The sequence below is a fragment of the Pseudomonas sp. ABC1 genome (genome assembly GCF_013395055.1).
Classification (GTDB): Bacteria; Pseudomonadota; Gammaproteobacteria; order Pseudomonadales; family Pseudomonadaceae; genus Stutzerimonas.
The window spans coordinates 480,641-504,952 of sequence record NZ_CP058349.1; the positions used below are offsets into that span (position 1 = coordinate 480,641).

General features: G+C 62.5%; 17 protein-coding genes. 3 read left to right on the forward strand and 14 right to left on the reverse strand.

Going from position 1 to position 24,312, the window contains the following annotated elements; translation table 11 throughout:
- Positions 1–4: 4 nt before the first annotated feature.
- The 6 genes from HW090_RS01915 to pedF form a co-directional block, all read right to left on the reverse strand.
- The gene (locus tag HW090_RS01915) at positions 5–304 is read right to left on the reverse strand and encodes a BolA family transcriptional regulator (RefSeq protein WP_179111890.1); all 300 of its coding nucleotides are present in this window, start codon (positions 302–304) and stop codon (positions 5–7) included.
- A gap of 3 nt (positions 305–307) precedes the next feature.
- Positions 308–814, reverse strand: coding sequence for a DUF2059 domain-containing protein (locus HW090_RS01920; protein ID WP_179111891.1), 507 nt, complete (start codon positions 812–814; stop codon positions 308–310).
- Positions 815–1,722: 908 nt separating this feature from the next.
- Complete coding sequence (locus HW090_RS01925; RefSeq protein WP_179111892.1) at positions 1,723–3,822, reverse strand: TonB-dependent receptor; 2,100 nt, start codon at positions 3,820–3,822, stop codon at positions 1,723–1,725.
- A 131-nt stretch (positions 3,823–3,953) separates the two neighbouring features.
- A complete protein-coding gene (locus HW090_RS01930; protein ID WP_179111893.1) occupies positions 3,954–4,886 on the reverse strand; it encodes a quinoprotein relay system zinc metallohydrolase 1 in 933 nt (310 codons plus the stop codon).
- 156 nt (positions 4,887–5,042) lie between these two features.
- On the reverse strand, positions 5,043–5,789 hold the full coding sequence (locus HW090_RS01935) for a quinoprotein dehydrogenase-associated SoxYZ-like carrier (protein ID WP_179111894.1): 747 nt from the start codon (positions 5,787–5,789) through the stop codon (positions 5,043–5,045).
- A 21-nt stretch (positions 5,790–5,810) separates the two neighbouring features.
- The gene (gene pedF / locus HW090_RS01940) at positions 5,811–6,245 is read right to left on the reverse strand and encodes a cytochrome c-550 PedF (RefSeq protein ID WP_179111895.1); all 435 of its coding nucleotides are present in this window, start codon (positions 6,243–6,245) and stop codon (positions 5,811–5,813) included.
- 458 nt (positions 6,246–6,703) lie between these two features.
- On the opposite strand from pedF, the gene exaA reads away from it, so the two are divergent.
- On the forward strand, positions 6,704–8,563 hold the full coding sequence (exaA, locus tag HW090_RS01945; protein ID WP_179111896.1) for a quinoprotein ethanol dehydrogenase: 1,860 nt from the start codon (positions 6,704–6,706) through the stop codon (positions 8,561–8,563).
- Between the two features lie 125 nt (positions 8,564–8,688).
- Complete coding sequence (locus HW090_RS01950; protein WP_179111897.1) at positions 8,689–9,342, forward strand: pentapeptide repeat-containing protein; 654 nt, start codon at positions 8,689–8,691, stop codon at positions 9,340–9,342.
- Between the two features lie 330 nt (positions 9,343–9,672).
- Here the strand turns inward: HW090_RS01950 and HW090_RS01955 are convergent, their stop codons facing one another.
- The 4 genes from HW090_RS01955 to ppsA form a co-directional block, all read right to left on the reverse strand.
- Positions 9,673–12,090, reverse strand: a complete 2,418-nt coding sequence (locus tag HW090_RS01955; RefSeq protein ID WP_179111898.1) for a TonB-dependent receptor — start codon at positions 12,088–12,090, stop codon at positions 9,673–9,675.
- Positions 12,091–12,405: 315 nt separating this feature from the next.
- Positions 12,406–13,368 (reverse strand): FecR domain-containing protein, encoded by a 963-nt coding sequence (locus tag HW090_RS01960; RefSeq protein ID WP_179111899.1) that lies wholly within the window; start codon positions 13,366–13,368, stop codon positions 12,406–12,408.
- On the reverse strand, positions 13,365–13,877 hold the full coding sequence (locus tag HW090_RS01965) for a sigma-70 family RNA polymerase sigma factor (protein ID WP_179111900.1): 513 nt from the start codon (positions 13,875–13,877) through the stop codon (positions 13,365–13,367). The genes HW090_RS01960 and HW090_RS01965 overlap by 4 nt, the downstream gene beginning before the upstream one ends.
- Before the next feature lie 164 nt (positions 13,878–14,041).
- Positions 14,042–16,411, reverse strand: coding sequence for a phosphoenolpyruvate synthase (gene ppsA / locus HW090_RS01970; protein WP_179114791.1), 2,370 nt, complete (start codon positions 16,409–16,411; stop codon positions 14,042–14,044).
- Between the two features lie 141 nt (positions 16,412–16,552).
- Between ppsA and HW090_RS01975 the strand changes: the two genes are divergently transcribed.
- The gene (locus tag HW090_RS01975) at positions 16,553–17,371 is read left to right on the forward strand and encodes a pyruvate, water dikinase regulatory protein (RefSeq protein WP_179111901.1); all 819 of its coding nucleotides are present in this window, start codon (positions 16,553–16,555) and stop codon (positions 17,369–17,371) included.
- A gap of 56 nt (positions 17,372–17,427) precedes the next feature.
- On the opposite strand, the gene prpD is transcribed toward HW090_RS01975, so the two are convergent.
- The 4 genes from prpD to prpC form a co-directional block, all read right to left on the reverse strand.
- Positions 17,428–18,912, reverse strand: coding sequence for a 2-methylcitrate dehydratase (gene prpD, locus HW090_RS01980; protein WP_179111902.1), 1,485 nt, complete (start codon positions 18,910–18,912; stop codon positions 17,428–17,430).
- A gap of 202 nt (positions 18,913–19,114) precedes the next feature.
- Positions 19,115–20,302: a 2-methylaconitate cis-trans isomerase PrpF gene (prpF, locus tag HW090_RS01985; protein ID WP_179111903.1), complete on the reverse strand. Its 1,188-nt coding sequence runs from the start codon at positions 20,300–20,302 to the stop codon at positions 19,115–19,117.
- Positions 20,303–20,454: 152 nt separating this feature from the next.
- Positions 20,455–23,064, reverse strand: a complete 2,610-nt coding sequence (gene acnD, locus HW090_RS01990; RefSeq protein WP_179111904.1) for a Fe/S-dependent 2-methylisocitrate dehydratase AcnD — start codon at positions 23,062–23,064, stop codon at positions 20,455–20,457.
- Between the two features lie 80 nt (positions 23,065–23,144).
- Positions 23,145–24,272 (reverse strand): 2-methylcitrate synthase, encoded by a 1,128-nt coding sequence (gene prpC, locus HW090_RS01995; RefSeq protein WP_179111905.1) that lies wholly within the window; start codon positions 24,270–24,272, stop codon positions 23,145–23,147.
- Positions 24,273–24,312 lie beyond the last annotated feature (40 nt).

A 24,312-nucleotide genomic window follows, 5' to 3' on the forward strand; every position in this document is an offset into this window, starting at 1 on the left:
GGATTCAGGCATGCCCGCCGCGACAGGTCGGCGAAGCCGGGGCAACCTTCTGCTCGCTCCACTCCTGCGGCGTATAGGTGTGCACGGCCAGCGCGTGAATCTGCCCCATCAGCTCGCCCATCGCTACGTAGACGCGCTGGTGACGCTTGACCGCATTCAGCCCGTCGAACGAGGCGCTGACCACCACGGCCTTGTAATGGGTTTCCTGGCCACGGCTGTGCATATGGCTCTCATCGAACACCTCCAGGTGCTCGGGCTGCAACTGGGCGTCGAGGGTCGTACGGATGCTGTCTATCTTGGCCATGGGTCACTTCTTCCTCGTGTCGAGTGTCTTGCTCATGTCATCCAGCAACTTGTTCACCTCGGGTACGGCCGCTTCCAGCTTGTCCTGGGTGATCTGCGCCGAGCGCATGTTCAGTTCGGGCAGTTGCGTCAGCACCTTGCGCCCCAGCGGCGAACGGTAGAACTCGATCAGTTGGCGCAACTCCTGCTCGCTGAACTGCCGGGTGTAGAGCTTCACAAGTTCGGGTTCGAGCTTGTCCCAGCCGATGGCTTTGTCCAGCGCGGCGTTGGCGCGCGCCTGGTAGCTGTCCAGCAGCGCCTGCTGCTCCTGACCGCCCTGCAACTGGGCGTAGCGTTCGGCGAACATGCCCTGGACCTGCGCATAGACCGGCGTAGCCAGTTGCTGCGCCCGCGCCAGTTGCAGGAACTCCTTGGCATTGCGCACATGGGTCGCCTCATCCGCCAGCACCGGTGCGACCTGCCCACCCAGCGCAAGGGCGCCGGCCAACATCAGGGTTCTAAAAAAGGACATGCGGGACTCCTGGGTATCGAGGACAGGATGCAGGCAGCGCAATGGACGATGCCCGGCTCGGGCCGCACATTCTGCGCTGCTGCATCCATGCACTCAAGGCAGACCAGGGGAATTGGCAAGGCAATCGCGCTATAACCGCCAAGGAGCGGTCTTGCGATCGGATTGGCATATTGTCTGGGCTTTTGGCGTACACCCATGACACGTGTGGTGGCCGGGCCATCGGTTGCGCCCTTACGGCGCCTCCCTTTCTTTGCTCGTGCAAAGAAAGGAAGCAAAGAAACACGCTCCCAGTCATACGGCCCCTGCGCTGCGCTCCGGGGTTCCTTCACTCTGGCATCGCTCCGGGGGCCGGCGTACAAGGGCCGTCCTGGCCCTTTACGCCTCTCGTGGCATCCATGCCACTCGCTCCCCTACGCAATGCCTGCGTTCAGCCTTCTGAAAGGGGGTGGGGATGCTGCGTCTGTAACATCCTCTATCGCTCCAGTCTAAATATAAACTTCAATCAAGTTGGTTTAATTCGTTCGTCCAGTCACCGCCCGCTTCACCACCCCCATCAGGAGGCCGAGCGGAATCGTCGTGTAAGGGGTTGAGCGGCAGGGATGCCGCGAGAGGCGCGATGGGCCATGGATGGCCCTTCGCGGCGTGCCCCTGGAACGGCGATGGAGCGAGGGAACCCCGGAGCGCAGGGGCCGTATGTTTGGGGTGCCCTTCTTTTTGCTTACTTTTTCTTGGGCAAGCAAGAAAAAGTGAGGCGCCGTAAGGGCGCAACCGGTGGCCCGGCCACCGCCCCAGCCACGGGTGTACACCAAAAGCCCAGACAATATTGCCAACCCGGGTGCATTCGACTCGGACAGATAGCGCCAGATGCCTATGGCCTTTGCATAACGAACCAAGCCGCGCCTCTCGCATCAGAACTGATACTCGACCCCCGCCCCGGCAAACCACGAGCGGCCCGGTGCTGCTTCGTAGTAGCGCTGGTTGCTGTCGCCGACGATGACCGAGCCGACGTACTGGCGGTCGAACAGGTTGTCCAGCCGCAGGGTCTGCTGCAAGCGCCAGTTCCCCAGGCGCTGCTCCAGTTGCGCACGCCAGTTGAAGACCGCATAGGCCGGCGCGGCCTTCGCGAGGTTGCTGTCCTCGGTATAGACCTTGCTCCGGTACAAGCCTTCCACGGCCGTGTTGAAGCCTTCCAGCGGCTCCCAGTTGAGCTCGGCGAACAGCGTGGTGCGCGGCACGCCCGGCAGGTTGTTGCCACTGTCGATACGGTTGCCGCCCGCGTTGAAGGAAGAGTCGTAGACCGCCTGCAGGTAGGTATAGGCAAGGCTGACGGTCCACTGGGAGTGCAGTTGCGCTTCCAGGCCCAGCTCCAGGCCGCGACGCTGCGTCCTGCCGGCATTCTGGTAGCTGGTACGACCGCCCTGACTGCCCGAGACGACGATTTCGTCATCGGTGTCGATCTGGAACAGCGCCGCATTGATGCGCGCACGCTCGCCCAGCAGCGCCTTGAGGCCAAGCTCGTACTGGGTGCTGAGGGAAGGCGACAGGTTGCGATTGAAGCTGCTGTCCAGGCCGTAGGCCAGCTCGCCCAGGGTTGGCGTTTCATAACCGCGACCGACGCTGACATAGCCGTTCAGCTCGGGTGTGAAGGCATAACCGACGCTGAGCGAGGGCGTCGCCTTGCGGTAGCGCTGGGTGCCGCTGTCATCGCCATTCAGGCCCGCGATGTACTTGTCGTCCACCTCGATCTCGACGTTGCTGTAGCGCACCCCGCCCTGCACGGTCCAGTCGCCCACCTGCCAGGTCAACTGAGCATAGGGATCGAGGCTGGTCACCGTGTTGATCTCGTCGCGCCGCAAACGGCCCTTGACGCCCACCTGGCCGCTGGAAAGGAAGTTCTCGTAGCCCTGGCGGTCATCCTGGCTGCGGTCGTACTCCAATCCCAGGGCCAGGCGCAGGTCACCGATGCGGCTCTGCAAGGGTTGCAGCCAACGCAGGCTGCCACCGTGGAAATGCCGTTCGAAATCCACTACCCCGCCGCCGTGGCGCGCATTGCCCTGAGGGCCAGCCGGAATGGCCAGGTACTGGATCACATGGCGCTTGCCGCCATAGAGCGTGGCTTGCAGCGTCGCTTCGCCAAAATCGCGCTCGTAGTTCACGCCGAGTTGCTGGTGGTCGATGCTCTTGCGCGTGTCATACAGCAGCGCATTGGGCGTGACCGAACGCGGATCGTCCTTGTAGGCCTGCCAGCTCTGACCGAGCGGGTCATCGGTGCCGTTCTGCTCCAGGCTGCTGTAGACCACTGCCAGGCGGCTGTCGTCGTCCGGGGTGAAGCTCAGCTTGCCGAATACCTGGTCGCGGCGGGCGGCGCTGTGATCGCGATAGCCATCGGTGTCCAGGCGTGAAGCGTTGAACAGAAAGCCCACGCCATTGGCCTCGCCCTCGGCGTTCAGGCGGTTGCGCCGCAGGCCGTCGCTGCCGAACAGGGTGCTGGCACCGATGCGCGGCGCACCCTGCCCGTCCCGCGAGAACATCTGCACCACGCCCCCGGCATTGCTGCCGTAGAGCACCGAGGCCGGCCCACGCAAGACTTCGATGCGCTCTGCGGTGTCGAGGTTGAAGGTCGCCGCCTGGCCCTGTCCATCCGGGGTGCTGGCCGGTATGCCATCGGTGATCAGCTTGATGCCGCGCACCCCGAAGGCCGAGCGGGCACCGAAGCCACGAGAAGATATCTGCAGGTCCTGCGCATAGTTCTGCCGGTTCTGCACCACCAGCCCAGGCACACGGGCCAGCGCTTCCGAGGCGTTGATGCCCAGTTGCCCGTCGCGAATCTGCCGTGCGCTGACGCTGTCGACCGAGAACGGCTGATCGAAACTCGACGCCGCACTGCGCGAGCCGCTGACCACCAGCGGGTCCAGTTCCAGCTCCAGGGCCAGCGCCTGCCCGGAAACGGCGGCACTCACGGCGAGGAACAGGGCGTTGCGGCTAAGTCGGGCAAGGCTATCGGTCATGGTCGCTCCATCTCGGTATCGGCACAGGGAATGGGTGAACAATAATGCCTATCCTCGCCCGGGGCGTCCGGCAAAGGTCTTACGACCAAAGGACCATGCTGCCTGAAGGCGGCAGCGATACACACCGGGAGTCAGCCCTCTGACGCCCGCAGTACGCGCCGTTCATAAGTCGGATAGAGGTGGCTGACGGTGCGGATCAGTTCGTAGCGGGTCAGGCTGATCGCGGCGAAGCGCTCCGGTATCGGCGTGCGCAACACCTCGTTCATGTCCGCACCGGACACGGCGGCATCGTTCAACACCATGTCGAGCCAACCCAGGTAATCGCGCATCTGCACGAAGGGCGTATCGTCCTTCGCCACCGGGCCATGCCCCGGCACCAGCAAACGCCAGGGCAGCGCCGCCAGGGTGTCGATGTCCTTCAGCCAGACATCCAGTCCCGGCGAGTTCGGCGTGGTCAGGGCGCGCTGATAGAACACCAGATCCCCAGCGAACAGCACGCCCGTGGTTTCATCGAGGATGGCCAGGTCGGCGCCGGTATGCCCACTCAGGGACAGCAGGCGCAGACGATGATCTCCCACTTGCAGCACGCCCGGCTCCAGCACTTCGTTGGCCAGGACCAGCTCAGTGCCGCGCATCCAGTCCCCGACCAGACGGTACATGTTCTCGGCCATGGCATCGCCCTGCTCGCGCAGCAACTGGTTGGTACCGGCCAGAGCGGCGATGGGCGCCTCGGCGAAGGCCTGGTTGCCCAGCACATGGTCCGGGTGATGGTGAGTCAGCAGCACCTTGACCACCGGCTGGCCGGTCGTCTCGGCGATCACCTGGCGCATGGCTTCGCCATAACGGCGGGAAGGCCCGGTGTCGATCACCACCACCCCGGCGGAGGTCAGGATAAACGCGGTGTTGACGATATTGCCGCCGTTTTTCCGGTCGAAATCGTCCGTACTGCCTTCCAGTAGCCAGGTGTTCTCGGCGATCTGGCGCGGTTGCAGACGGTACTCCAGCTCGCCCAACGCGGGCGTGGCGAGGCACAGCAGAAAGGTGAAATGAAGTAGTGAACGCATGAAGCCTCCCCGTTCGATGGAGCAGCCGCATGTCGCGACCAAACCGCCACGCCAGCCACATCGCCGATTGCCCCTGGAAGTAGCGTGCGCCGTGCGTACCAGAGATCGCATCGCCAATCCCCCGGTACACGCCGCACACCCTACGCAAAGCGCGCGTTAGAACGTCGCCTCGAATTCGTTGCCATTGTTATCGCGCAGCCACAACCGCGCCGCGTCCTGGCTTTTCAGCTCCAGGCTGAGGGTCGGGTTTTCACTGACAGCCGGATAGAGTTCGAGGGTGGCCAGGGCTTCGCCGTGCTCATTGCGCAATTGCGCCTGGTTGAGGAAAAACTCGGGGATGCCGCCGATCAGTCCATTGTCCATCGGATGGGAAATACGCAGCCGCAGGCGGCTGCTGTCGGCACGCTCGAAACGGCCGCCCTGCACTTCGCCCAGGTGCTTCTCCCAACCTGGCTGGCTGCGCACCACGCTGGGCGCCGTACAACCGCCGCCTGCCGCATCCACACGGGCGGAACCGATGTGCCAGACACCATCGCGCGTCAGCACCGCCGCGCGGATGGCCGTTGCCTGTTCGACACGAATACGGATCGCCGCCACCGGCAGGACCTGCTCGCCGGGGTGGAAGGTGAAGATGCGAGGAATCGGGTTCAATTCGGCCCATGCCTCTATGCGCACCACTTCACCGGGCACCTGGCGGGCATCCACCTGGATCGGCACCTGCCGCGCATCCTCGGCGAACGGCGGGGTCAGTACCTTGACCCGCTCATCGAAGACGTAAGGCTCCCCATTCAGCAGGCGCTGATAGTGGTAGTCCCACATCGTCGATTGCAGAGGGTCAGTCCCGGTGGCCCAGGCACTCCCCAGCACGTTCACCAGCAGCAGAAACAGCAGGTATCTGGACATGCAACCATCCTCGAACCGCGATCACTTGCCGACGCGACTCTCGATATAGGTACGAATGGCCCACAAGGCTTCCTGGTTCAGGTGGTCAGCCATGCGCGGCATGTAGACCGCACCGTCGCGTACCGCACCATTGATGACGCGTTCCTTGAACCATTCGTCGCCGTTGATATTGGCTTCCAGCTCGCGCAGATCAGGTGCGATACCACCGGACATGGCTTCGAGACCATGGCAGCGAGCACAGTTCTGATTGTAGGCGGAAGAACCGATGTCCACCGCCAGGTCGTGCTCGGGGGAGTCGCCACGGTAGGGGTTCTCGTCCAGCCATTCCTTGCCAAGCGGGGTCAGTCCTTCAGTGTTCACGGCTTGCGGCACCATATCTCCATGTGCCAGGGCTAATCCGGTAGCGCTCAGTGCACCTGCGGCCAACAGTGCGCGCAACATTTTCTTCTTGTTCATGACTACCACCTTCTTTTCGGGATTCCTGCAAGGCACACACGCCGAGGGACAGAAGCCCTGTGCAGCGCATGGCAGACATCTTAGAAAGGAGGCGGGAAGCGCCAGAATGCTGCTTTGGTGGTCGACCCCTGCTCCCTTGGTATAGGCGCAAGGGAGTAGATTTCACACCCCCGGTAGCACTACCTAAGTAGCAATTCCAAATCACGTCCGGATTGGGAATTTTTCCCGAAGTTCGCGGGAATAATTCCGTATCCGGACGATGAGCAAGGTTCCAATATCGAATTGCCAGGCCGCTTGATGCAGGCCACGTGGCAACTTCGCAGGCAACGCTGCGAACCGGCGGGAAAGGCTGACCTCCAGGTGGTAGGCCAGCGTGGAAGACCGGTGAACAACGCTACTGGAAGTCGTTGTACAGCCAGCAATGGCGGCCTAGTTCGAACAATAATGGGAACCAGAACATGACAACAAAATCGTTACCCAGCAGCAAACGCCCCCTCGCCTTTGCCGTTCAGTGCCTGGCACTGGCCGGTACTCTGGGCCTGGCTGGTGCAGCCAACGCCAAGCCTGTCACCTGGGAGGACATCGCCAACGACCACGTCACCACGAAGGACGTCCTGCAATACGGCCTCGGCACCAACGCACAGCGCTGGAGCCCACTGGCCAAGGTCAACGACAAGAACGTATTCAAACTGACACCTGCCTGGTCCTTCTCCTTCGGTGACGAGAAGCAGCGCGGTCAGGAATCCCAGGCCATCGTCCATGATGGCGTGATCTACGTCACCGGCTCCTACTCCCGCGTGTTCGCCCTCGACGCCAAGACCGGCAAGCGCCTCTGGAGCTACAACCACCGCCTGCCCGACGATATCCGTCCGTGCTGTGACGTGGTCAACCGCGGCGCCGCCATCTATGGCGACAAGATCTTCGTCGGCACCCTCGACGCGCGCGTCGTAGCCCTGAACAAGGACACCGGCAAGGTCGTCTGGAACAAGAAGTTCGGCGATCACTCCGCTGGCTACACCATGACCGGCGCCCCGACCCTGGTCAAAGACAGCAAGACCGGCAAGACCCTGCTGATCCACGGCAGCTCCGGTGACGAGTTCGGCGTAGTCGGCAAGCTCTTCGCCCGCGACCCGGACACCGGTGAAGAACTCTGGATGCGCCCCTTCGTCGAGGGCCACATGGGCCGCCTGAACGGCAAGGACAGCACACCGACCGGCGACATCAAGGCTCCGTCCTGGCCGGATGATCCAAACCATCCGACCGGCAAGAAAGAAGCCTGGAGCCAGGGCGGTGGTGCACCGTGGCAGAGCGCCAGCTTCGATGCCGAAACCAACACCATCATCATCGGTACCGGCAACCCGGCACCCTGGAACGGCTGGGCGCGTACCTCCGACGGCGGCAACCCGCACGACTACGACAGCCTCTACACCTCCGGCCAGGTTGGCGTAGACCCGACCACCGGCGAAGTGAAGTGGTTCTACCAGCACACCCCGAACGATGCCTGGGACTTCTCCGGCAACAACGAACTGGTGCTGTTCGACTACAAAGACAAGAACGGCAAGGTCGTCAAGGCTACCGCCCACGCTGACCGTAACGGCTTCTTCTATGTGGTCGACCGTAACAACGGCAAGCTGCAGAACGCCTTCCCGTTCGTCGACAAGATCACCTGGGCCAGCCACATCGACCTGAAGACCGGCCGTCCGGTCGAGAACGAAGGTCAGCGTCCGCCGCTGCCTGAGCCAGGCGAGAAACACGGCAAGTCCGTCGAAGTTTCTCCGCCGTTCCTTGGTGGCAAGAACTGGAACCCGATGGCCTACAGCCAGGACACCGGCCTGTTCTATGTTCCGGCCAACCACTGGAAAGAGGACTACTGGACCGAGGAAGTCAGCTACAAGAAAGGCTCCGCTTACCTGGGCCAGGGCTTCCGCATCAAGCGTCTGTTCGACGACCACGTCGGTATCCTGCGTGCGATGAACCCGACCACCGGCAAAGTGGCCTGGGAACACAAGGAAAAACTGCCACTGTGGGCCGGCGTTCTGGCCACCAAGGGCAACCTGGTGTTCACCGGCACCGGCGACGGCTACTTCAAGGCCTTCGACGCCAAGAACGGCAAGGAGCTGTGGAAGTTCCAGGTCGGTACCGGGATCATCTCCCCGCCCATCACCTGGGAACAGGATGGCGAGCAGTACATCGGCGTAACGGCCGGTTACGGCGGGGCCGTACCGCTGTGGGGCGGCGACATGGCCGAACTGACCAAGCCGGTCGCACAGGGCGGTTCCTTCTGGGTGTTCAAGCTGCCCAGCTGGGAAAAGAACTGATAGCGATGTAGCGCGCCCTGCGGGGCGCGTTTCCAGAAACCTGGCTCACGCCAGGTTCTCTGGGAAAGCAGCGGATCGCCGCTGTTTTCCCAGAGAACCTACAACTACAACAAACGGGTATCGCCATGAAATTGCACAGACTGCTTCCCCTCGCCCTGCTCTTCACCAGCCACATGGCGCTCGCCGCCGACGACAGCGACGCCCTGGTCATCAATGGCTGCCGTATCGCTCCGGAAAGCCAGTGCCCGAACGCCGACCTGCGTGGTGCCAACCTGAGCAACCAGGACATGAAAAACATGAACCTGGCCGGTGCCGACCTGCGCGGCGCCGACCTGCGCCACTCGCGCCTGGACCTGGCCAACCTGGAGAAAGCCAAGCTGCAGAAAGCCAACCTGACCCGCGCCAGCCTGCAACAGGCCAACCTGCGCGTTGCCGACTTCACCGGAGCCCGGCTGGTCGCCATCCAGGGCTGGGGGCTGTTCGGCCAGGGTGCACAATTCCAGGGCGCCGACCTCTCCGCCGCTTACCTGGAGTTCGCCCGTATCAGCGGCGCCAAGATGCATGACGTCAACCTGACCGCTGCCGATCTGGAAATGACCTGGCTGAGCAAGGCCGACCTCAAGGGCGCCAACCTCACCGACGCCAATCTGCAGGAAGCCAAGTTCGGCGAAGCCAACCTGGAAAACGCCATCCTCACCGGCGCCCGCCGCCACTACGCCAACTTCCAGGGCACCAATATGGCAGGCTGCACCGATTGTCCGCAGGGGTGGGACAAGTAAGCACGGATGGCCCTGCTCGACACTGCTCCGATGCAATAGCCCGCTCCTGTGCGAATGCCAGGTGGCGGGACGGGGCACGCATGAATACATCCCTGTAGCTCTACGCCGCCATCCCTGGCGGCGAAGGCCCCGTCCCGCCACCTGACATCCGCACAACCGTCTTCGGTGGTGACTGTAGGAAGAAACCCGCCGACCTTGACTTTGCGCACCTAGGCTCCCGCCTGCGCGGGAGCGACGGGGTGAGCTTTTCCCCAGGACCACCTCGGTATTGACCGCGAGCCCTGCCAGTCCCTCGGAGCCATCTTCGCGAAGATACTGAAAGGTATCTGCCTAGAAACTGTACTTGGCTGAAACAGCCAGATTGCGTGGATCTCCATATAAGCCATATCCATCGACAATGCCCGAGTAGTAGACCTTATCGAAGACATTGTTGAGATTGGCCTGGAAGCTCAGGTTATGACTGGCCTGATAGATTCCGAAAAGATGGAGCAACTCGTAGCTCTCCTGTAGCGCATCTTCGCCAGACGGGCCGATATCCTTCTCATAGGTCCTGCTCTGCCAAGAGGCATGCCCACCCAGTGTGATGGAACTCAGATTACCCGGGAGCCTGTAGGCACTGGTGAGTCGAAACAGGTTTTGCGGCTCGATGGTTTGAATCGAGGTGCCATCACCGGACATGGCAAGGCGTCGAGTGAATCCACCCGAGACGTTCCAATTCGGGGTCAACTCTCCGGATACCTCTAATTCATAACCGCGAACGGTGGCACCTTTGATTGCGCGGTAGCGGTTCTCACCATCGATAACCGTATCGAACTCGGCAAGGTTGTCCTGCTTGACCTTGAATACTGCTGCGGAAAGATTGAGTCGACCGTCATAGAATTCGCTCTTTACCCCGGCCTCATAGTTTTTACCGGTGACAGGATCCAACAACGTACCGCTTCGATCCCTATTGGTTTGCGTCTGGAAAATATCCGTATAACTCACGTAGACAGAGTGATTGTCAGTGATGTCATAAACCAGGCCGGCATAAGGTGTCAGCTCACTGCTGTAGCTGGCAGAGGTTTTTGTCGTAGACGTGCTGTAGGCCTCATCGAAGTCAGAGTCCGTCACCCGGAGGCCGGTGATGAACTTGAGTGAATCTGCCAGATTCCAGCGGACGGCGGCATAAGTCCCTGTTTCACGCCACTTCGAATCGCGAGTACGGTTGTAGTTTTTACCGAACACGGGCTCAGGGTAGTCATCCCTGTCGTAGAAATTATCCAGCGGAGCAGAACCCAACAGCGGGTGCCATTTATAGTTTGCCTCGTATTGACTGTAAGAATATCCGAACACCAGTTCGTGCCCACGCCCCAGAAGCGGGAAGAGACCTGTTGTATAAGCGTCTATAGCGTCCTGCTTCGTGTCGATGTGGTAGCTAGTGGAGAATGCGCCTATACCCTGGCCTGTCGTGGCGTCGGGAAAGCCATACATATACAGCAGCTTCGGACTGGCCTCGATCTCGCGGTGGGTATATTGCAGCTTGGCTTGCCAGCTGTCGTTGAACCTGTGCTCCAGACTTGCGAAGGCGACGGTTTTTTCTTTATCGAGCGAAGTCCAGTCAGCGGCCGTTGTCGTCGAACGAGAGAAATGAGCTTTTTGGCCGTTGTCATGGAAGAGCGGTACCGGAGCCCCATAAGTAACGCCACTGGCATGACTGTTGTGATAGTCGAGACCAAGTGTCAACAGGGTTTCATCACTCAAGTCTGTTTCGAGTATGCCATACAGGCCTGTGGCATCTTTCCCGTAATAATCCAGATTGGACTTACGGTCAGCATAAGTCCCGACAAAGCGACCGCGAATCCGACCGTCGCTTGACAGGGGGCCGGACAGATCCATTTCACTACGGTAATTGTCCCAGCGGCCGACGCTGCCCTGCACATGCCCCTGGAATTCAGTTGTAGGACGTTTGCGTATCAGATTGATAGAAGCCGAGGGTTCTCCACTCCCGCTCAACAGGCCAGTGGCTCCACGAACGATTTCAACCCGATCGTAGATCGACGTATCGGACAACAAGTCGGTTTCATAGCCAAAGCCATTATCCCGGGTCGAGATACCGTCATACTGCAGCTTGGTAATGGCAAAACCCCGCGCGTAGATATAGTGGCGGTCACTTTCGGTTTTGCTGAGGGTAACGCCCGTGGTGCGCTCCAGAACGCTAGCGAGGTTGGTCAGGTTCTGATCATTCATCTGCTGACGGGTAACCACCGTCAGCGACTGAGGCGTTTGTCGAGCCGTCAGCGATAGCTTGGTCGCGGTACTCATTGCCCCCGTTGCATAGGCGTTCGAGTGCTCGGTGGTTTGTCCCAGCCTGTCACTTGCGGCACTGATACTGGTGGCACCCAGTTCCAAGGCACTGCCAACCTCACTGCGAGCCAGTAATACATAGCTGCCATTCCCTTGCCGCACCGCCTGGAACCCCGTGGCCGCCAGGATCACTGCAAACCCCTGCTCGACGCTGTACTGCCCATGCAGCCCGGCGGACTGGCGCCCCGCGATCAGGCGCGAGTCGAACGAGATCGCTGCGCCAGCCGCGCCGGCGAAACGGCTGAGCACTTCGCTCAAGCTGCCGGCCGCGATCTCGTAGTGCCGGCTTTCCGCCTGGGCTTGCGCCACGCCGGTCACCAGCAAAGGGCTGGCGCCCATCAGGCCGAGCAGGCTGAAGCGGATGGCATTGGCCAGCAGGCCGGCCCTGAATGGTTGATGGATCATGCTGTTCCTCCCCTGTCGGCGCTCGAATGACGCCGTTCGAGGAAACAGCCGAATGGGGATGCAATAAAGTGCAAAGCGAATCGCTTTATTTTGCAATTGATCGAATGCGCAGAGGCAAAGCGCCAATTTTCATTTGTGGTCCTGCTGTGCCCTGGACATGGCACGCAAGCCTTCGGGACATCGCTCCTGTGTAAATGCCAGGGACCGTAGGAAAAATTCATCGATCATGAGTCCGCGCACCTGGGCTCCCGCCTGCGCGGGAGCGACGGAGTGAGCTTTTCCCCTGAGTCACTTCGATATCGACTGCGACCCACCCTACCCCCGCTCCTGGGTCAGCGTCACCCAATAGCGCGTGCGCCTGACGACCGTCAACCCAAGCCCACTCTCCAGCGCCGCCAGCGCCAGGTCGGTGTCATCGATGGGGAAAGCGCCGGAGACGTTCAGGTCGGCGATGGCCGGATCGCAACGCAGGATGCCGGTGCGATAGCGCGACAGCTCGGCCAGCACCTCATGCAACGGACGGTCGACCACCACCAGACTGCCCTGCTGCCAGGCCGCCACACCCGGCGCATTGCGCTGCACAGGAGCCAGGCCCCGGTCATCGAAACGACCGGTCTGCCCGGCTTCCACACGCTGTGCGCTGCCCTGGAGTGGGGTAACCAGCACCGCACTCTGCAGGACGATGACTTCGCTGCCCTGCTCGTCGGTGCGGACGGTAAAGCGCGTACCCAGCGCCTGCACCCGGCCATGGGGCGTGTCGACCAGGAAGGGCCGCTGCAAGGTATCGGCGGCGGTCTCGACCAGGATTTCACCGCGTAGCAGTCGCAACAGCCGCTGCTGTGGATCGAAATGCACGTCCAGCGCCGTACCGGTATTGAGCAGCAGACGGGAGCCATCCGCCAGTCGATGGGTTTGCCGCTCCCCAACGGCACTGCGGTAGTCCGCCTGCCAGGCCTGCCGGTAATCGCTGCGCCAACCCAGCCAAGCCGCCCCGCCCAGCAGCACGGCGAACCCCAGCAGCTCGCGGCGCGATGGATGAGTGGAGCGCGGGCGCAGGGTGTCACGTGCGATCCGGACAGGCACCCGCCCGACCTGCTCACGCACCGCTTGTATACGCTGCCAGGCCTGCTGGTGCAGCGGATCGGCGGCATGCCAGAGTGCCCATTCGGCCTCGTCCGCCGGGCTGGGCACGCCCGAGGACAGGCGTGCATACCAGCCTGCGGCGGCGCGGATGGCGTCACGCTCCTGCTCGGAGATATCCGTCTCCAGGCGACTCATAGACCCAGCTGCATCAGACAGCAGTGCTCCATGGCCTTGGCCATGTGGTTGTTCACCGTGCGCAGGGAAATCCCCAGTTCTTCGGCAATGCGCGCATAGGTCAGGCCTTCGACCTGAGAGAGGATGAACACCTGGCGGACCTTCGGCCCCAACCCTTGCAACATGTGGTCGATCTCAACCAGCGCCTCGAACAGCAGCGCCTGCTCCTCCAGCGAGGGCACCTGCTCTTCGGGCAGGCTGGCGAGCACGTCAAGGTAGCTCTGCTCCAGCGTGCGCCGGCGGAACAGGTCGAGCATGATGCCCTTGGCCACCACCGACAGGTAATGCCTGGGCTCGCGGATATCCAGCGCGTTGCGCTTGCGGATGATGCGCAGGAAGGTGTCCTGGGAAACGTCGTCGGCATCGCTGACGCTGCCCAGCCGCTTGCGCAGCCAGCCTCGCAGCCAACGGTGGTGCTCGGTGTAGAGACTGGTGACGGCACTGTGCAGGGCTGGATCATCCGACGGCATGACAGACACTTGAGCAGTTAATGAAAACGACTTGCATTGTCAGCCGCACCCTGGACGCTTGCAAGCCTGCCCAAAAGAAAAAGGGCGGAATCATCCGCCCTTCGTCAGTACACGTCTGGAACCTGTCGCGGGCGCGTCATGTGAACGCACCCAGTCTAGGCGTATCAGATCTGCGCGTCAGCCAGGAAGAACCAGGTGTCGAGCACGGAGTCGGGGTTCAGCGAAACACTTTCGATGCCCTGCTCCATCAGCCACTTGGCCAGGTCCGGGTGATCGGAAGGCCCCTGGCCACAGATGCCGATGTACTTGCCGGCCTTGTTGCACGCCTGGATGGCGCTGGCCAGCAGCTTCTTCACCGCCGGGTTACGTTCGTCGAACAGGTGGGCAATGATGCCGGAGTCGCGGTCCAGACCCAGCGCCAGCTGGGTCATGTCGTTGGAGCCGATGGAGAAACCGTCGAAGAACTCGAGGAACTCGTCGGCCAGCAGCGCGTTGGACGGCAGCTCGCACATCATGATGACCCGCAGGCCGTTCTCGCCACGCTTGAGGCCGTACTTGGCCAGCAGGTCGACGACCTGGGAGGCTTCGCCCAGGGTGCGCACGAAAGGCACCATCAGCTCGACGTTGGTCAGGCCCATGACGTCGCGGACCTTCTTCATCGCCCGGCATTCCAGCTCGAAGCAATCGCGGAAGGATTCGCTGATGTAGCGAGAGGCGCCACGGAAGCCGAGCATCGGGTTCTCTTCTTCCGGCTCGTAGAGCTTGCCGCCGATCAGGTTGGCGTATTCGTTGGACTTGAAGTCCGACAGGCGCACGATGACCTTCTTCGGCCAGAACGCGGCGGCCAGGGTGCTGACGCCCTCGACCAGCTTCTCGACGTAGAAATTGACCGGATCGTCATAGCCGGCGATGCGCTTCTCGACGCTGCTCTTGACCTCGGCCGGCAGCCCGGCGAAGTTCAGCAGCGCCTTGGGGTGCACGCCGATCATGCGGTTGATGATGAACTCCAGGCGCGCCAGGCCGACACCGGCGTTGGGCAGTTGCGCGAAGTCGAAGGCACGGTCGGGGTTGCCGACGTTCATCATGATCTTGAACGGCAGTTCAGGCATGGCGTCGATGGAGTTCTGACGGATGTCGAAGCCCAGTTCGCCTTCGAAGATCAGGCCGGTATCACCCTCGGCGCAGGTCACGGTGACGCGCTGGCCGTCCTTCAGCAGCTCGGTGGCGTTGCCGCAACCGACCACTGCCGGGATGCCCAGCTCGCGGGCGATGATCGCCGCGTGGCAGGTACGCCCGCCACGGTTGGTGACGATGGCGCTGGCGCGCTTCATCACCGGTTCCCAGTCCGGGTCGGTCATGTCGGAGACGAGTACGTCGCCTGGCTGCACCTGGTCCATCTCGGCGACGCTGTGGATCACCTTGACCGGGCCGGAACCGATACGCTGGCCGATGGCGCGGCCTTCCACCAGTACGGTGCCTTTTTCCTTGAGCAGGTAGCGCTCCATCACATTGATGTTGCTACGACTCTTAACGGTTTCCGGACGCGCCTGGACGATATAGAGCTGGCCGTCGTCACCGTCCTTGGCCCACTCGATGTCCATCGGGCGGCCATAGTGTTTCTCGATGATCAGCGCCTGGCGGGCCAGGTTGCTGACTTCTTCGTCGCTCAGGCAGAAACGCGCACGCTCGGCGGGATCGACTTCGACGGTCTTGACCGACTTGCCGGCCTTGGCTTCTTCGCCATAGACCATCTTGATCGCCTTGCTGCCCAGGTTGCGGCGCAGGATCGCCGGGCGACCGGCCTCCAGCGTGTGCTTGTGCACATAGAATTCGTCAGGGTTGACCGCGCCCTGCACCACGGTCTCGCCGAGACCGTAGGCACCGGTGATGAACACCACGTCACGGAAGCCCGACTCGGTGTCCAGGGTGAACATCACCCCGGCGGTACCGGTTTCGGAGCGCACCATGCGCTGCACACCGGCGGACAGGGCGACCAGCTTGTGGTCGAAGCCCTGATGCACGCGGTAGGCGATGGCACGGTCGTTGAACAGCGAGGCGAAGACTTCCTTGGCAGCGCGGATCACGTTGTCCACGCCACGGATGTTGAGGAAGGTTTCCTGCTGGCCGGCGAAGGAAGCATCCGGCAGGTCTTCGGCGGTGGCCGAGGAGCGCACGGCCACCGCCATGTTGTCGTTGCCGCCGCTCATCTCGGCGAAGGCGGTGCGGATATCGGCATCGAGGCGTGCCGGCAGTTCGGCGTCCATCACCCACTGGCGAATCTGTGCGCCAGCCTTGGCCAGGGCATTGACGTCGTCGACATCCAGGGCGTCCAGGATCGCATGGATACGGTCATTGAGACCGCTCTGCTCGAGGAAGTCACGGTAGGCCTGGGCCGTGGTGGCGAAACCGCCCGGTACGGAAACACCGGCACCGGCGAGGTTGCTGATCATCTCGCCCAGCGAGGCGTTCTTGCCCCCTACGTGCTCGACATCGTGGTTGCCGAGCTTATCGAGGGAAACTACGTACTCTACCAAGGTGATCTCTCCAGTCATGTTGGAATCTCGATCCGAGCCATGTCGCCGACAGTGACCTGGCCCCGCAAAATAAGTGACAATGCCCGCCATTCGACGCTCGGCAAAACCTGCCGAAACGCCCTTCACTCAAGGCCGCAGCCCATGAAACGAACCGCCTTTTTCATCTCCGACGGCACCGGCATCACTGCCGAAACCCTAGGCCAGAGCCTGCTCGCGCAATTCGAGAACATCAGCTTCATCAAGCTGACGCGCCCCTACATCGATACTGCGGAAAAAGCGCGGGCAATGGTACAGCAAATCAACGCGGCAGCGGAAAAGGACGGTGTCCGTCCGATCATTTTCGATACGCTGGTGAACCAGGAAATCCGCGATATCCTCGCCGAATCCGACGGTTTCATGATCGATATTTTCTCGTCCTTCCTCGCTCCGCTGGAAAGCGAGCTGAGCTCGCGCTCCTCCTATTCCGTGGGCAAATCCCACTCCATCGCCCACAACACCAGCTACATGGAGCGGATCGACGCGGTCAACTTCGCCCTCGACAACGACGACGGCGCGCGCACGCGACATTATGACAAGGCCGACCTGATCCTGGTCGGTGTATCCAGGTGCGGCAAAACGCCCTCCTGCCTGTACATGGCCATGCAATACGGCATCCGTGCCGCCAACTACCCTCTGACCGAAGAGGACATGGAGCGCCTGCAACTGCCGGCGACCCTCAAGCAATACCGCGACAAACTGTTCGGCCTGACCATCGACCCCGATCGCCTGGCCGCCATCCGCAACGAGCGCAAGCCCAACAGCCGCTACTCGAGCTTCGCCCAGTGCGAGTTCGAGGTCCGCGAAGTGGAAAGCCTGTTCCGCCGCGAAAACATTCCGTACCTCAACTCCACGCATTTCTCGGTGGAAGAGATTTCCGCCAAGATCCTCGTCGAGAAAGGCGTCGAGCGCCGTCTCAAATAATGCTGGAGCGGCAGGCTCGACTCAGAACCTGCCGCTTTCTTACACTGCCTAAACCGTCAGATCACCAGCAGATCGACGAATTTATGCACCGGCGTGGCCTCCAGCCGCGCCTGATCCCTGGCCAATTCGAAAATCGCCGTGCAGCGCTGCGGCGCGAAGCGTGTCGCCAGGTTCGCCTTGAACTTCTCCTCCAGCAGCGGAATCCCTTCGACCCGGCGGCGACGATGACCGATGGGGTATTCCACCGCGACCTTCTCGGTGCTGCTGCCATCGGTGAAGAACACCTGGATGGCATTGGCGATCGAACGTTTGTCGTCTTCCAGGTATTCCCGGGTGTAGCGCGGGTCTTCGACGATTTCGATCTTGTCCCGCAGGTGGTCGATCAACGGGTTGCCAGCATGGAAGTCATCCTCATAGTGCTCGGCCACCAGGTTGCCGAAGATCAGCGGCACCACGCTCATGTACTGGATGCAATGGTCGCGGTCGGCGGCATTGGCCAGCGGTCCCACCTTGGAAATGATGCGGATCGCCGATTCATGGGTGGTGATGACGATCTTCTCGATCTCTTCCAGCCGATCCTTGACCTGCGGGTGCAGGATGACAGCGGCCTCCGCAGCGGTCTGTGCATGGAATTCGGCGGGGAAGCTGATCTTGAACAGCACGTTCTCCATCACATAGTGGCCGAACGGCTGCGGGAAGCTGAACTGGCGCTGGGCCTGCGGCTTGGTCGCCAGGTCCTTGTTGGTGTGGCTGAAGGACACGTCGTAGAAGCCCCACTGCGGCGCCGTCAGCACACCCGGAATGCCCATTTCGCCGCGCAGGGCGATATCCGCCAGGCGCAAGCCACGGCTGGAGGCATCGCCCGCCGCCCAGGACTTGCGCGACCCGGCGTTCGGCGCATGGCGGTAGGTACGCAGCGACTGACCATCGGCGAAGGCATGCGACAGCGCCGACAGTATCTGTTCGCGGTTCGCCCCCAGCAGCTTGGCACTGACCGCCGTGGATGCCAGCTTGACCAGGAATACATGGTCGAGCCCGACGCGGTTGAACGAGTTCTCCAGGGCGAACACACCCTGGATCTCGTGGGCCTTGATCATCGCTTCGAGTACGTCGCGCATCGTCAGCGGCGCTTCGCCCTGGGCCACGCGCTTCTGCGACAGGTGATCGGTGATGGCCAGAATGGCCCCGAGGTTATCGGAGGGATGGCCCCACTCAGCGGCCAGCCAGGTGTCGTTGTAGTCCAGCCAGCGCACGATGGCGCCGATATCCCAGGCTGCCTTGACCGGGTCGAGACGGAAACTGGTGCCCGGCACCCTGGCCCCATGGGGCACCTGCGTGCCCTCGACCAGCGGCCCGAGATGCTTGGTGCACTCCGGGAAACGCAGGGCGAGCAGGCCGCAACCGAGGGTATCGATCAGGCAGTTGCGCGCGGTGTCCCAGGCTTCGCGGGAGACGATCTCGTAGTCGAGAACGTAATCGGCGATGTCCTGAATCACCTGATCGTAGTCGGGGCGATTGTTAAGGTCGACATTGGAACTCATCTTGCAATCCTCTCGTATGAAGGGTTGGAAAGTTGTCCTCAGTCTTCAGGCTGGCTGGCCCTGCCTCCGGGTGGGGCGGGCTTCTTATGAATGACTTGCACGTGGCATAGGGTGCGCTACGCGTTCTGGAGACGATTGAGTCGCCACCCAGGTGCGCGCGGCGCACCCTACGTTTGCAGCTCAACCCATCCTACCCACTCACTTAGAACGCATCCCCTGGCACGCGCACCCAGCCTTCCATCAGGATGCGGGCGCTGCGGCTCATGATGGCCTTGGTCACTGCCCACTCGCCGTCCACCTGCCGGGCTTCGGCACCGACACGCAGGGAGCCGGAGGGATGACCGAAACGGACTGCGCTGCGCTCACCGCCGCCTGCCGCCAGGTTGACCAGGGTGCCGGGAATCGCGGCCGCCGTGCCGATGGCCACCGCAGCGGTGCCCATCATGGCGTGGTGCAGCTTGCCCATGGACAGGGCACGCACCAGCAGGTCGATATCACCGGCGGCGATGGTCTTGCCGCTGGAGGCGATGTAGTCCCTGGCCGGCGCAACGAAGGCGATCTTCGGCGTGTGCTGGCGGGTCGCGGCTTCTTCGGGGGTCTTGATCAGCCCCATGCGCAACGCGCCGGCAACGCGGATTTTCTCGAAACGCGCCAGCGCCACCGGGTCGCCATTAATGGCTTCGCGCAGTTCGGTACCGCTGTAGCCGATGTCGGCAGCATTGACGAACACCGTGGGAATGCCGGCGGTGATCATGGTCGCCTTGAAGGTACCGACACCCGGCACCTCGAGGTCGTCGACCAGGTTGCCGGTGGGGAACATCGAGCCGCCCTCCTCGCCATCGTCGGACGGATCGAGGAACTCCAGCACGATCTCGGCTGCCGGGAAGGTCACGCCATCCAGCTCGAAATCACCGGTTTCCTGCACCTGCCCCGCCGTCACGGGCACATGGGCGATGATGGTCTTGCCGATGTTGGCCTGCCAGATACGCACCACGCACACGCCGTTCTCGGGAATGCGTGACGGATCGACCAGCCCGGCGTGGATGGCGAAGGCACCGGCAGCCGTGGACAGGTTGCCGCAATTGCCGGACCAGTCGACGAACGCCTTGTCGATGGAAACCTGGCCATACAGGTAGTCGACGTCATGCTCCGGCTGGGTGCTCTTCGACAGAATCACGCACTTGCTGGTGCTGGAGGTGGCGCCACCCATGCCGTCGATATGCGCCGCGTACGGATCGGGGCTGCCGATGACGCGCTGGAACAGGCGGTCACGGGCTGCGCCAGGCACCTGGCAGCTGTGCGGCAGGTCCTGCAGGCGGAAGAACACGCCCTTGCTGGTGCCGCCACGGATATAAGTGGCGGGAATCTTGACTTGAGCTGCGTGGGGCATTGCTTGCTCCTGGGTTGAGAAACATGACGCTCAAAAACGAAACGCGGGGCACCGTGGCAAGGTGAACCATGCGCACCAAGGCTGCCGGGAAGGCCCGCCCCGGTGCGCTCGGCGCACCCTACGCCCCCTCGCGGGAGGGGAAACGTCTGCTATCAGGCCTTGCCTTCGAGGAAGTCCTGGGCGAAGCGTTGCAGCACGCCACCGGCCTCGTAGACCGAAACTTCCTCGGCGGTGTCCAGACGGCAGGTCATCGGCACTTCCAGGGTTTCACCGTTACGACGACGGATGACCAGGGTCAGGTCGGTACGCGGCTTGCGCTCGCCGACCACGTCGTAGGTCTCGGTGCCGTCCAGGCCCAGGGTCTTGCGCGTGGTGCCCGGTTTGAACTCCAGCGGCAACACGCCCATGCCAATCAGGTTGGTACGGTGGATACGCTCGAAGCCCTCGGCGGCGATCGCTTCCACACCGGCCAGGCGCACGCCCTTGGCGGCCCAGTCGCGGGACGAGCCCTGGCCGTAGTCGGCACCGGCGACGATGATCAGCGGCTGCTTGCGGTTCATGTAGGTTTCGATGGCTTCCCACATGCGCATGACCTGGCCTTCCGGCTCGACGCGAGCCAGCGAGCCCTGCTTCACGCTGCCGTCCTCGTTCAACACCATTTCGTTGAACAGTTTCGGGTTGGCGAAGGTGGCGCGCTGCGCGGTCAGGTGGTCGCCACGGTGGGTCGCGTAGGAGTTGAAGTCCTCTTCCGGCAGACCCATCTTGTGCAGGTACTCACCGGCGGCGCTGTCCATCAGGATCGCGTTGGACGGCGACAGGTGATCGGTGGTGATGTTGTCCGGCAACACCGCCAGCGGCAGCATGCCCTTGAGCGTGCGCTCGCCGGCCAGCGCGCCCTCCCAGTAAGGCGGACGACGGATGTAGGTGGATTGCGGGCGCCAGTCGTACAGCGGGCTTTCCGCTTCCTCGATGGTGCCGAGGTCGAACATCGGGATATAGATCTGCTTGAACTGCTCGGGCTTGACGCTGGCGGCGACGATGGCGTCGATTTCCTCGTCGCTCGGCCACAGGTCCTTCAGGGTGATCGGGTTGCCCTGAGCATCATGGCCCAGCACGTCCTGCTCGATGTCGAAGCGCACGGTCCCGGCGATGGCATAGGCCACCACCAGCGGCGGCGACGCCAGGAAAGCCTGTTTGGCGTACGGGTGGATGCGACCGTCGAAGTTGCGGTTGCCGGACAGCACCGCCGTGGCATACAGGTCACGGTCGATGATTTCCTGCTGGATGACCGGGTCCAGCGCGCCGGACATACCGTTACAGGTGGTGCAGGCATAGGCGACGATGCCGAAGCCCAGCGCTTCCAGCTCCGACAGCAGGCCCGCCTCTTCCAGGTACAGCTTGGCGACCTTGGAGCCCGGCGCGAAGGAAGTCTTGACCCACGGCTTGCGCACCAGTCCCAGCGCGTTGGCCTTTTTCGCCAGTAGGCCGGCGGCGACCACGTTGCGCGGGTTGGAGGTGTTGGTGCAACTGGTGATGGCGGCGATGATCACCGCGCCATCGGGCATCAGCCCCTGGGCTTCTTCGGCCCTGGCGGCCTCCAGCTTGGCCTCGTCGGCGATGCCGCGCTCGTGCAGGGCGGAGGTCGGCAGGCGACGGTGCGGGTTGGACGGGCCGGCCATGTTGCGCACGACACTGGACAGGTCGAACGTCAGCACCCGCTCGTACTCGGCGGTTTTCAGCGCATCGGCCCACAGGCCGGTGGTCTTGGCGTAGTTCTCGACCAGCGCGACCTGTTCCGGCTCGCGGCCGGTCAGCTTCAGGTAGTCGATGGTCTGCTGGTCGATGTAGAACATCGAGGCAGTGGCGCCATACTCGGGGCACATGTTGGAAATGGTGGCGCGGTCGCCGATGGACAGGCTGTCCGCCCCTTCGCCGAAGAACTCGACGTAGGCACCGACCACCCGCTCCTTGCGCAGGAATTCGGTCAGCGCCAGCACGATATCGGTGGCGGTGATGCCTGGCTGGCGCTTGCCGGTCAGCTCGACACCGACGATATCCGGCAGGCGCATCATCGAGGCACGGCCCAGCATCACCGTCTCGGCCTCCAGGCCGCCAACGCCGATGGCGATCACGCCCAGCGCATCGACGTGCGGCGTGTGGCTGTCGGTGCCGACGCAGGTGTCCGGAAAGGCCACGCCATCGCGCGCCTGGATCACCGGCGACATTTTCTCCAGGTTGATCTGGTGCATGATGCCGTTGCCGGCAGGGATCACGTCGACGTTCTTGAATGCGGTCTTGGTCCACTCGATGAAGTGGAAGCGGTCTTCGTTGCGGCGGTCTTCGATGGCGCGGTTCTTCTCGAAGGCATCCTTCTCGAAGCCACCATGCTCGACGGCCAGCGAGTGGTCGACGATCAGTTGGGTCGGCACCACCGGGTTGACCTTGGCCGGGTCACCGCCCTTCTCCGCGATGGCGTCGCGCAGGCCGGCCAGGTCGACCAGCGCGGTCTGCCCAAGGATGTCGTGGCAGACCACGCGAGCCGGATACCACGGAAAGTCCAGGTCACGTCGACGCTCGATCAACTGCTTGAGCGAGTCTGTCAGGGTCGCCGGATCGCAGCGGCGCACCAGGTTTTCCGCCAGTACGCGCGAGGTGTACGGCAGCGTGGCATAAGCGCCCGGCTGGATCGCATCGACCGCGGCGCGGGCATCGAAATAGTCCAGGGAGGTTCCAGGTAGGGTCTTGCGGTTTGCGGCGTTCATTGGGCAGGAACTCGATCAGGTCATTACACGTATGAATCGGAGGGCCTGGGCACACGCCCGGCCCCCTCTCTGCTTTTTACTCAGCGCTTGTCGATCTCCGGCACGCTGCGCTGCTCCACACCGATGTAGTCGGCGCTGGGGCGGATGATGCGGTTGTTGGCGCGTTGCTCGAACACATGGGAGGTCCAGCCGGTCACACGCGAGCAGACGAAGATCGGCGTGAACAGCTTGGTCGGGATCCCCATGAAGTGGTAAGCCGAGGCATGGTAGAAGTCGGCGTTGGGGAACAGCTTCTTCTGCTCCCACATGGTCTTGTCGATGGCTTCGGAAACCGGGTACAGCACGGTGTCGCCCACCTCGTCGGCCAGCTTCTTCGCCCACTGCTTGATCACTTCGTTGCGCGGGTCGGACTCGCGGTAGATCGCGTGGCCGAAGCCCATGATCTTGTCCTTACGCTCGAGCATCGCCAGCAGTTCAGTCACCGCCTCTTCCGGGGAAGAGAAGCGCTCGATCAGCTCCATCGCGGCTTCGTTGGCACCGCCATGCAGCGGACCGCGCAACGAGCCGATGGAACCGGTGACGCAGGAGTACAGGTCGCTCAGCGTCGAGGCGCAGACGCGGCCGGTGAAGGTAGAGGCGTTGAACTCGTGCTCGGCGTAGAGGATCAGCGAGACGTTCATCACCTTGCGGTGCAGTTCGCTCGGGGCCTTGTCGTGCAGCAGGTGCAGGAAGTGCCCACCGATGGTGTTCTCGTCGCTGGTGCAGTCGATGCGAACACCGTCGTGGGTGAAGCGGTACCAGTAGCAGAGGATCGCCGGGAAGACCGCCAGCAGGCGCTCGGCCACCTCTCGCTGTTGCTCGAAGGACTCCTCGGGCTCCAGGGTACCCAGCATCGAAGCCCCCGTGCGCATCACGTCCATGGGGTGTGCATCGGCGGGGATGCGCTCCAGCACCTCTTTCAGCGCAGCCGGCAGGTCGCGCTTGGTCTTGAGCTTTTGCTGGTAGTCGGCAAGTTGCTGGCGAGTCGGCAGCTCCCCGTAAAAGAGCAGGTAGGCCACTTCTTCGAAGTCCGAATTGGCCGCCAGCTCACGCACGTCATAACCACGGTAGGTCAGGCCAGCGCCCTCCTTGCCGACGGTGCAGAGCGCGGTCTCGCCAGCGATCTGGCCACGCAGGCCAGCACCACTCAATACTTTTGCTTCAGCCATTGCTTTCTCCTTCTTGGATTTATTCTGGATCGTGCAAAAC

What these genes read in the sequence shown, in the direction of transcription:
- HW090_RS01955 (WP_179111898.1), bottom strand. Translation starts at nt 12,090, where the DNA reads ATGATCCATCAACCATTCAGGGCCGGCCTGCTGGCCAATGCCATCCGC.
- HW090_RS01950 (WP_179111897.1), top strand. Translation starts at nt 8,689, where the DNA reads ATGAAATTGCACAGACTGCTTCCCCTCGCCCTGCTCTTCACCAGCCAC.
- HW090_RS01915 (WP_179111890.1), bottom strand. Translation starts at nt 304, where the DNA reads ATGGCCAAGATAGACAGCATCCGTACGACCCTCGACGCCCAGTTGCAG.
- HW090_RS01925 (WP_179111892.1), bottom strand. Translation starts at nt 3,822, where the DNA reads ATGACCGATAGCCTTGCCCGACTTAGCCGCAACGCCCTGTTCCTCGCC.
- exaA (WP_179111896.1), top strand. Translation starts at nt 6,704, where the DNA reads ATGACAACAAAATCGTTACCCAGCAGCAAACGCCCCCTCGCCTTTGCC.
- pedF (WP_179111895.1), bottom strand. Translation starts at nt 6,245, where the DNA reads ATGAACAAGAAGAAAATGTTGCGCGCACTGTTGGCCGCAGGTGCACTG.
- HW090_RS01930 (WP_179111893.1), bottom strand. Translation starts at nt 4,886, where the DNA reads ATGCGTTCACTACTTCATTTCACCTTTCTGCTGTGCCTCGCCACGCCC.
- HW090_RS01960 (WP_179111899.1), bottom strand. Translation starts at nt 13,368, where the DNA reads ATGAGTCGCCTGGAGACGGATATCTCCGAGCAGGAGCGTGACGCCATC.
- HW090_RS01935 (WP_179111894.1), bottom strand. Translation starts at nt 5,789, where the DNA reads ATGTCCAGATACCTGCTGTTTCTGCTGCTGGTGAACGTGCTGGGGAGT.
- prpD (WP_179111902.1), bottom strand. Translation starts at nt 18,912, where the DNA reads ATGAGTTCCAATGTCGACCTTAACAATCGCCCCGACTACGATCAGGTG.
- acnD (WP_179111904.1), bottom strand. Translation starts at nt 23,064, where the DNA reads ATGAACGCCGCAAACCGCAAGACCCTACCTGGAACCTCCCTGGACTAT.
- HW090_RS01920 (WP_179111891.1), bottom strand. Translation starts at nt 814, where the DNA reads ATGTCCTTTTTTAGAACCCTGATGTTGGCCGGCGCCCTTGCGCTGGGT.
- prpC (WP_179111905.1), bottom strand. Translation starts at nt 24,272, where the DNA reads ATGGCTGAAGCAAAAGTATTGAGTGGTGCTGGCCTGCGTGGCCAGATC.
- prpF (WP_179111903.1), bottom strand. Translation starts at nt 20,302, where the DNA reads ATGCCCCACGCAGCTCAAGTCAAGATTCCCGCCACTTATATCCGTGGC.
- HW090_RS01975 (WP_179111901.1), top strand. Translation starts at nt 16,553, where the DNA reads ATGAAACGAACCGCCTTTTTCATCTCCGACGGCACCGGCATCACTGCC.
- HW090_RS01965 (WP_179111900.1), bottom strand. Translation starts at nt 13,877, where the DNA reads ATGCCGTCGGATGATCCAGCCCTGCACAGTGCCGTCACCAGTCTCTAC.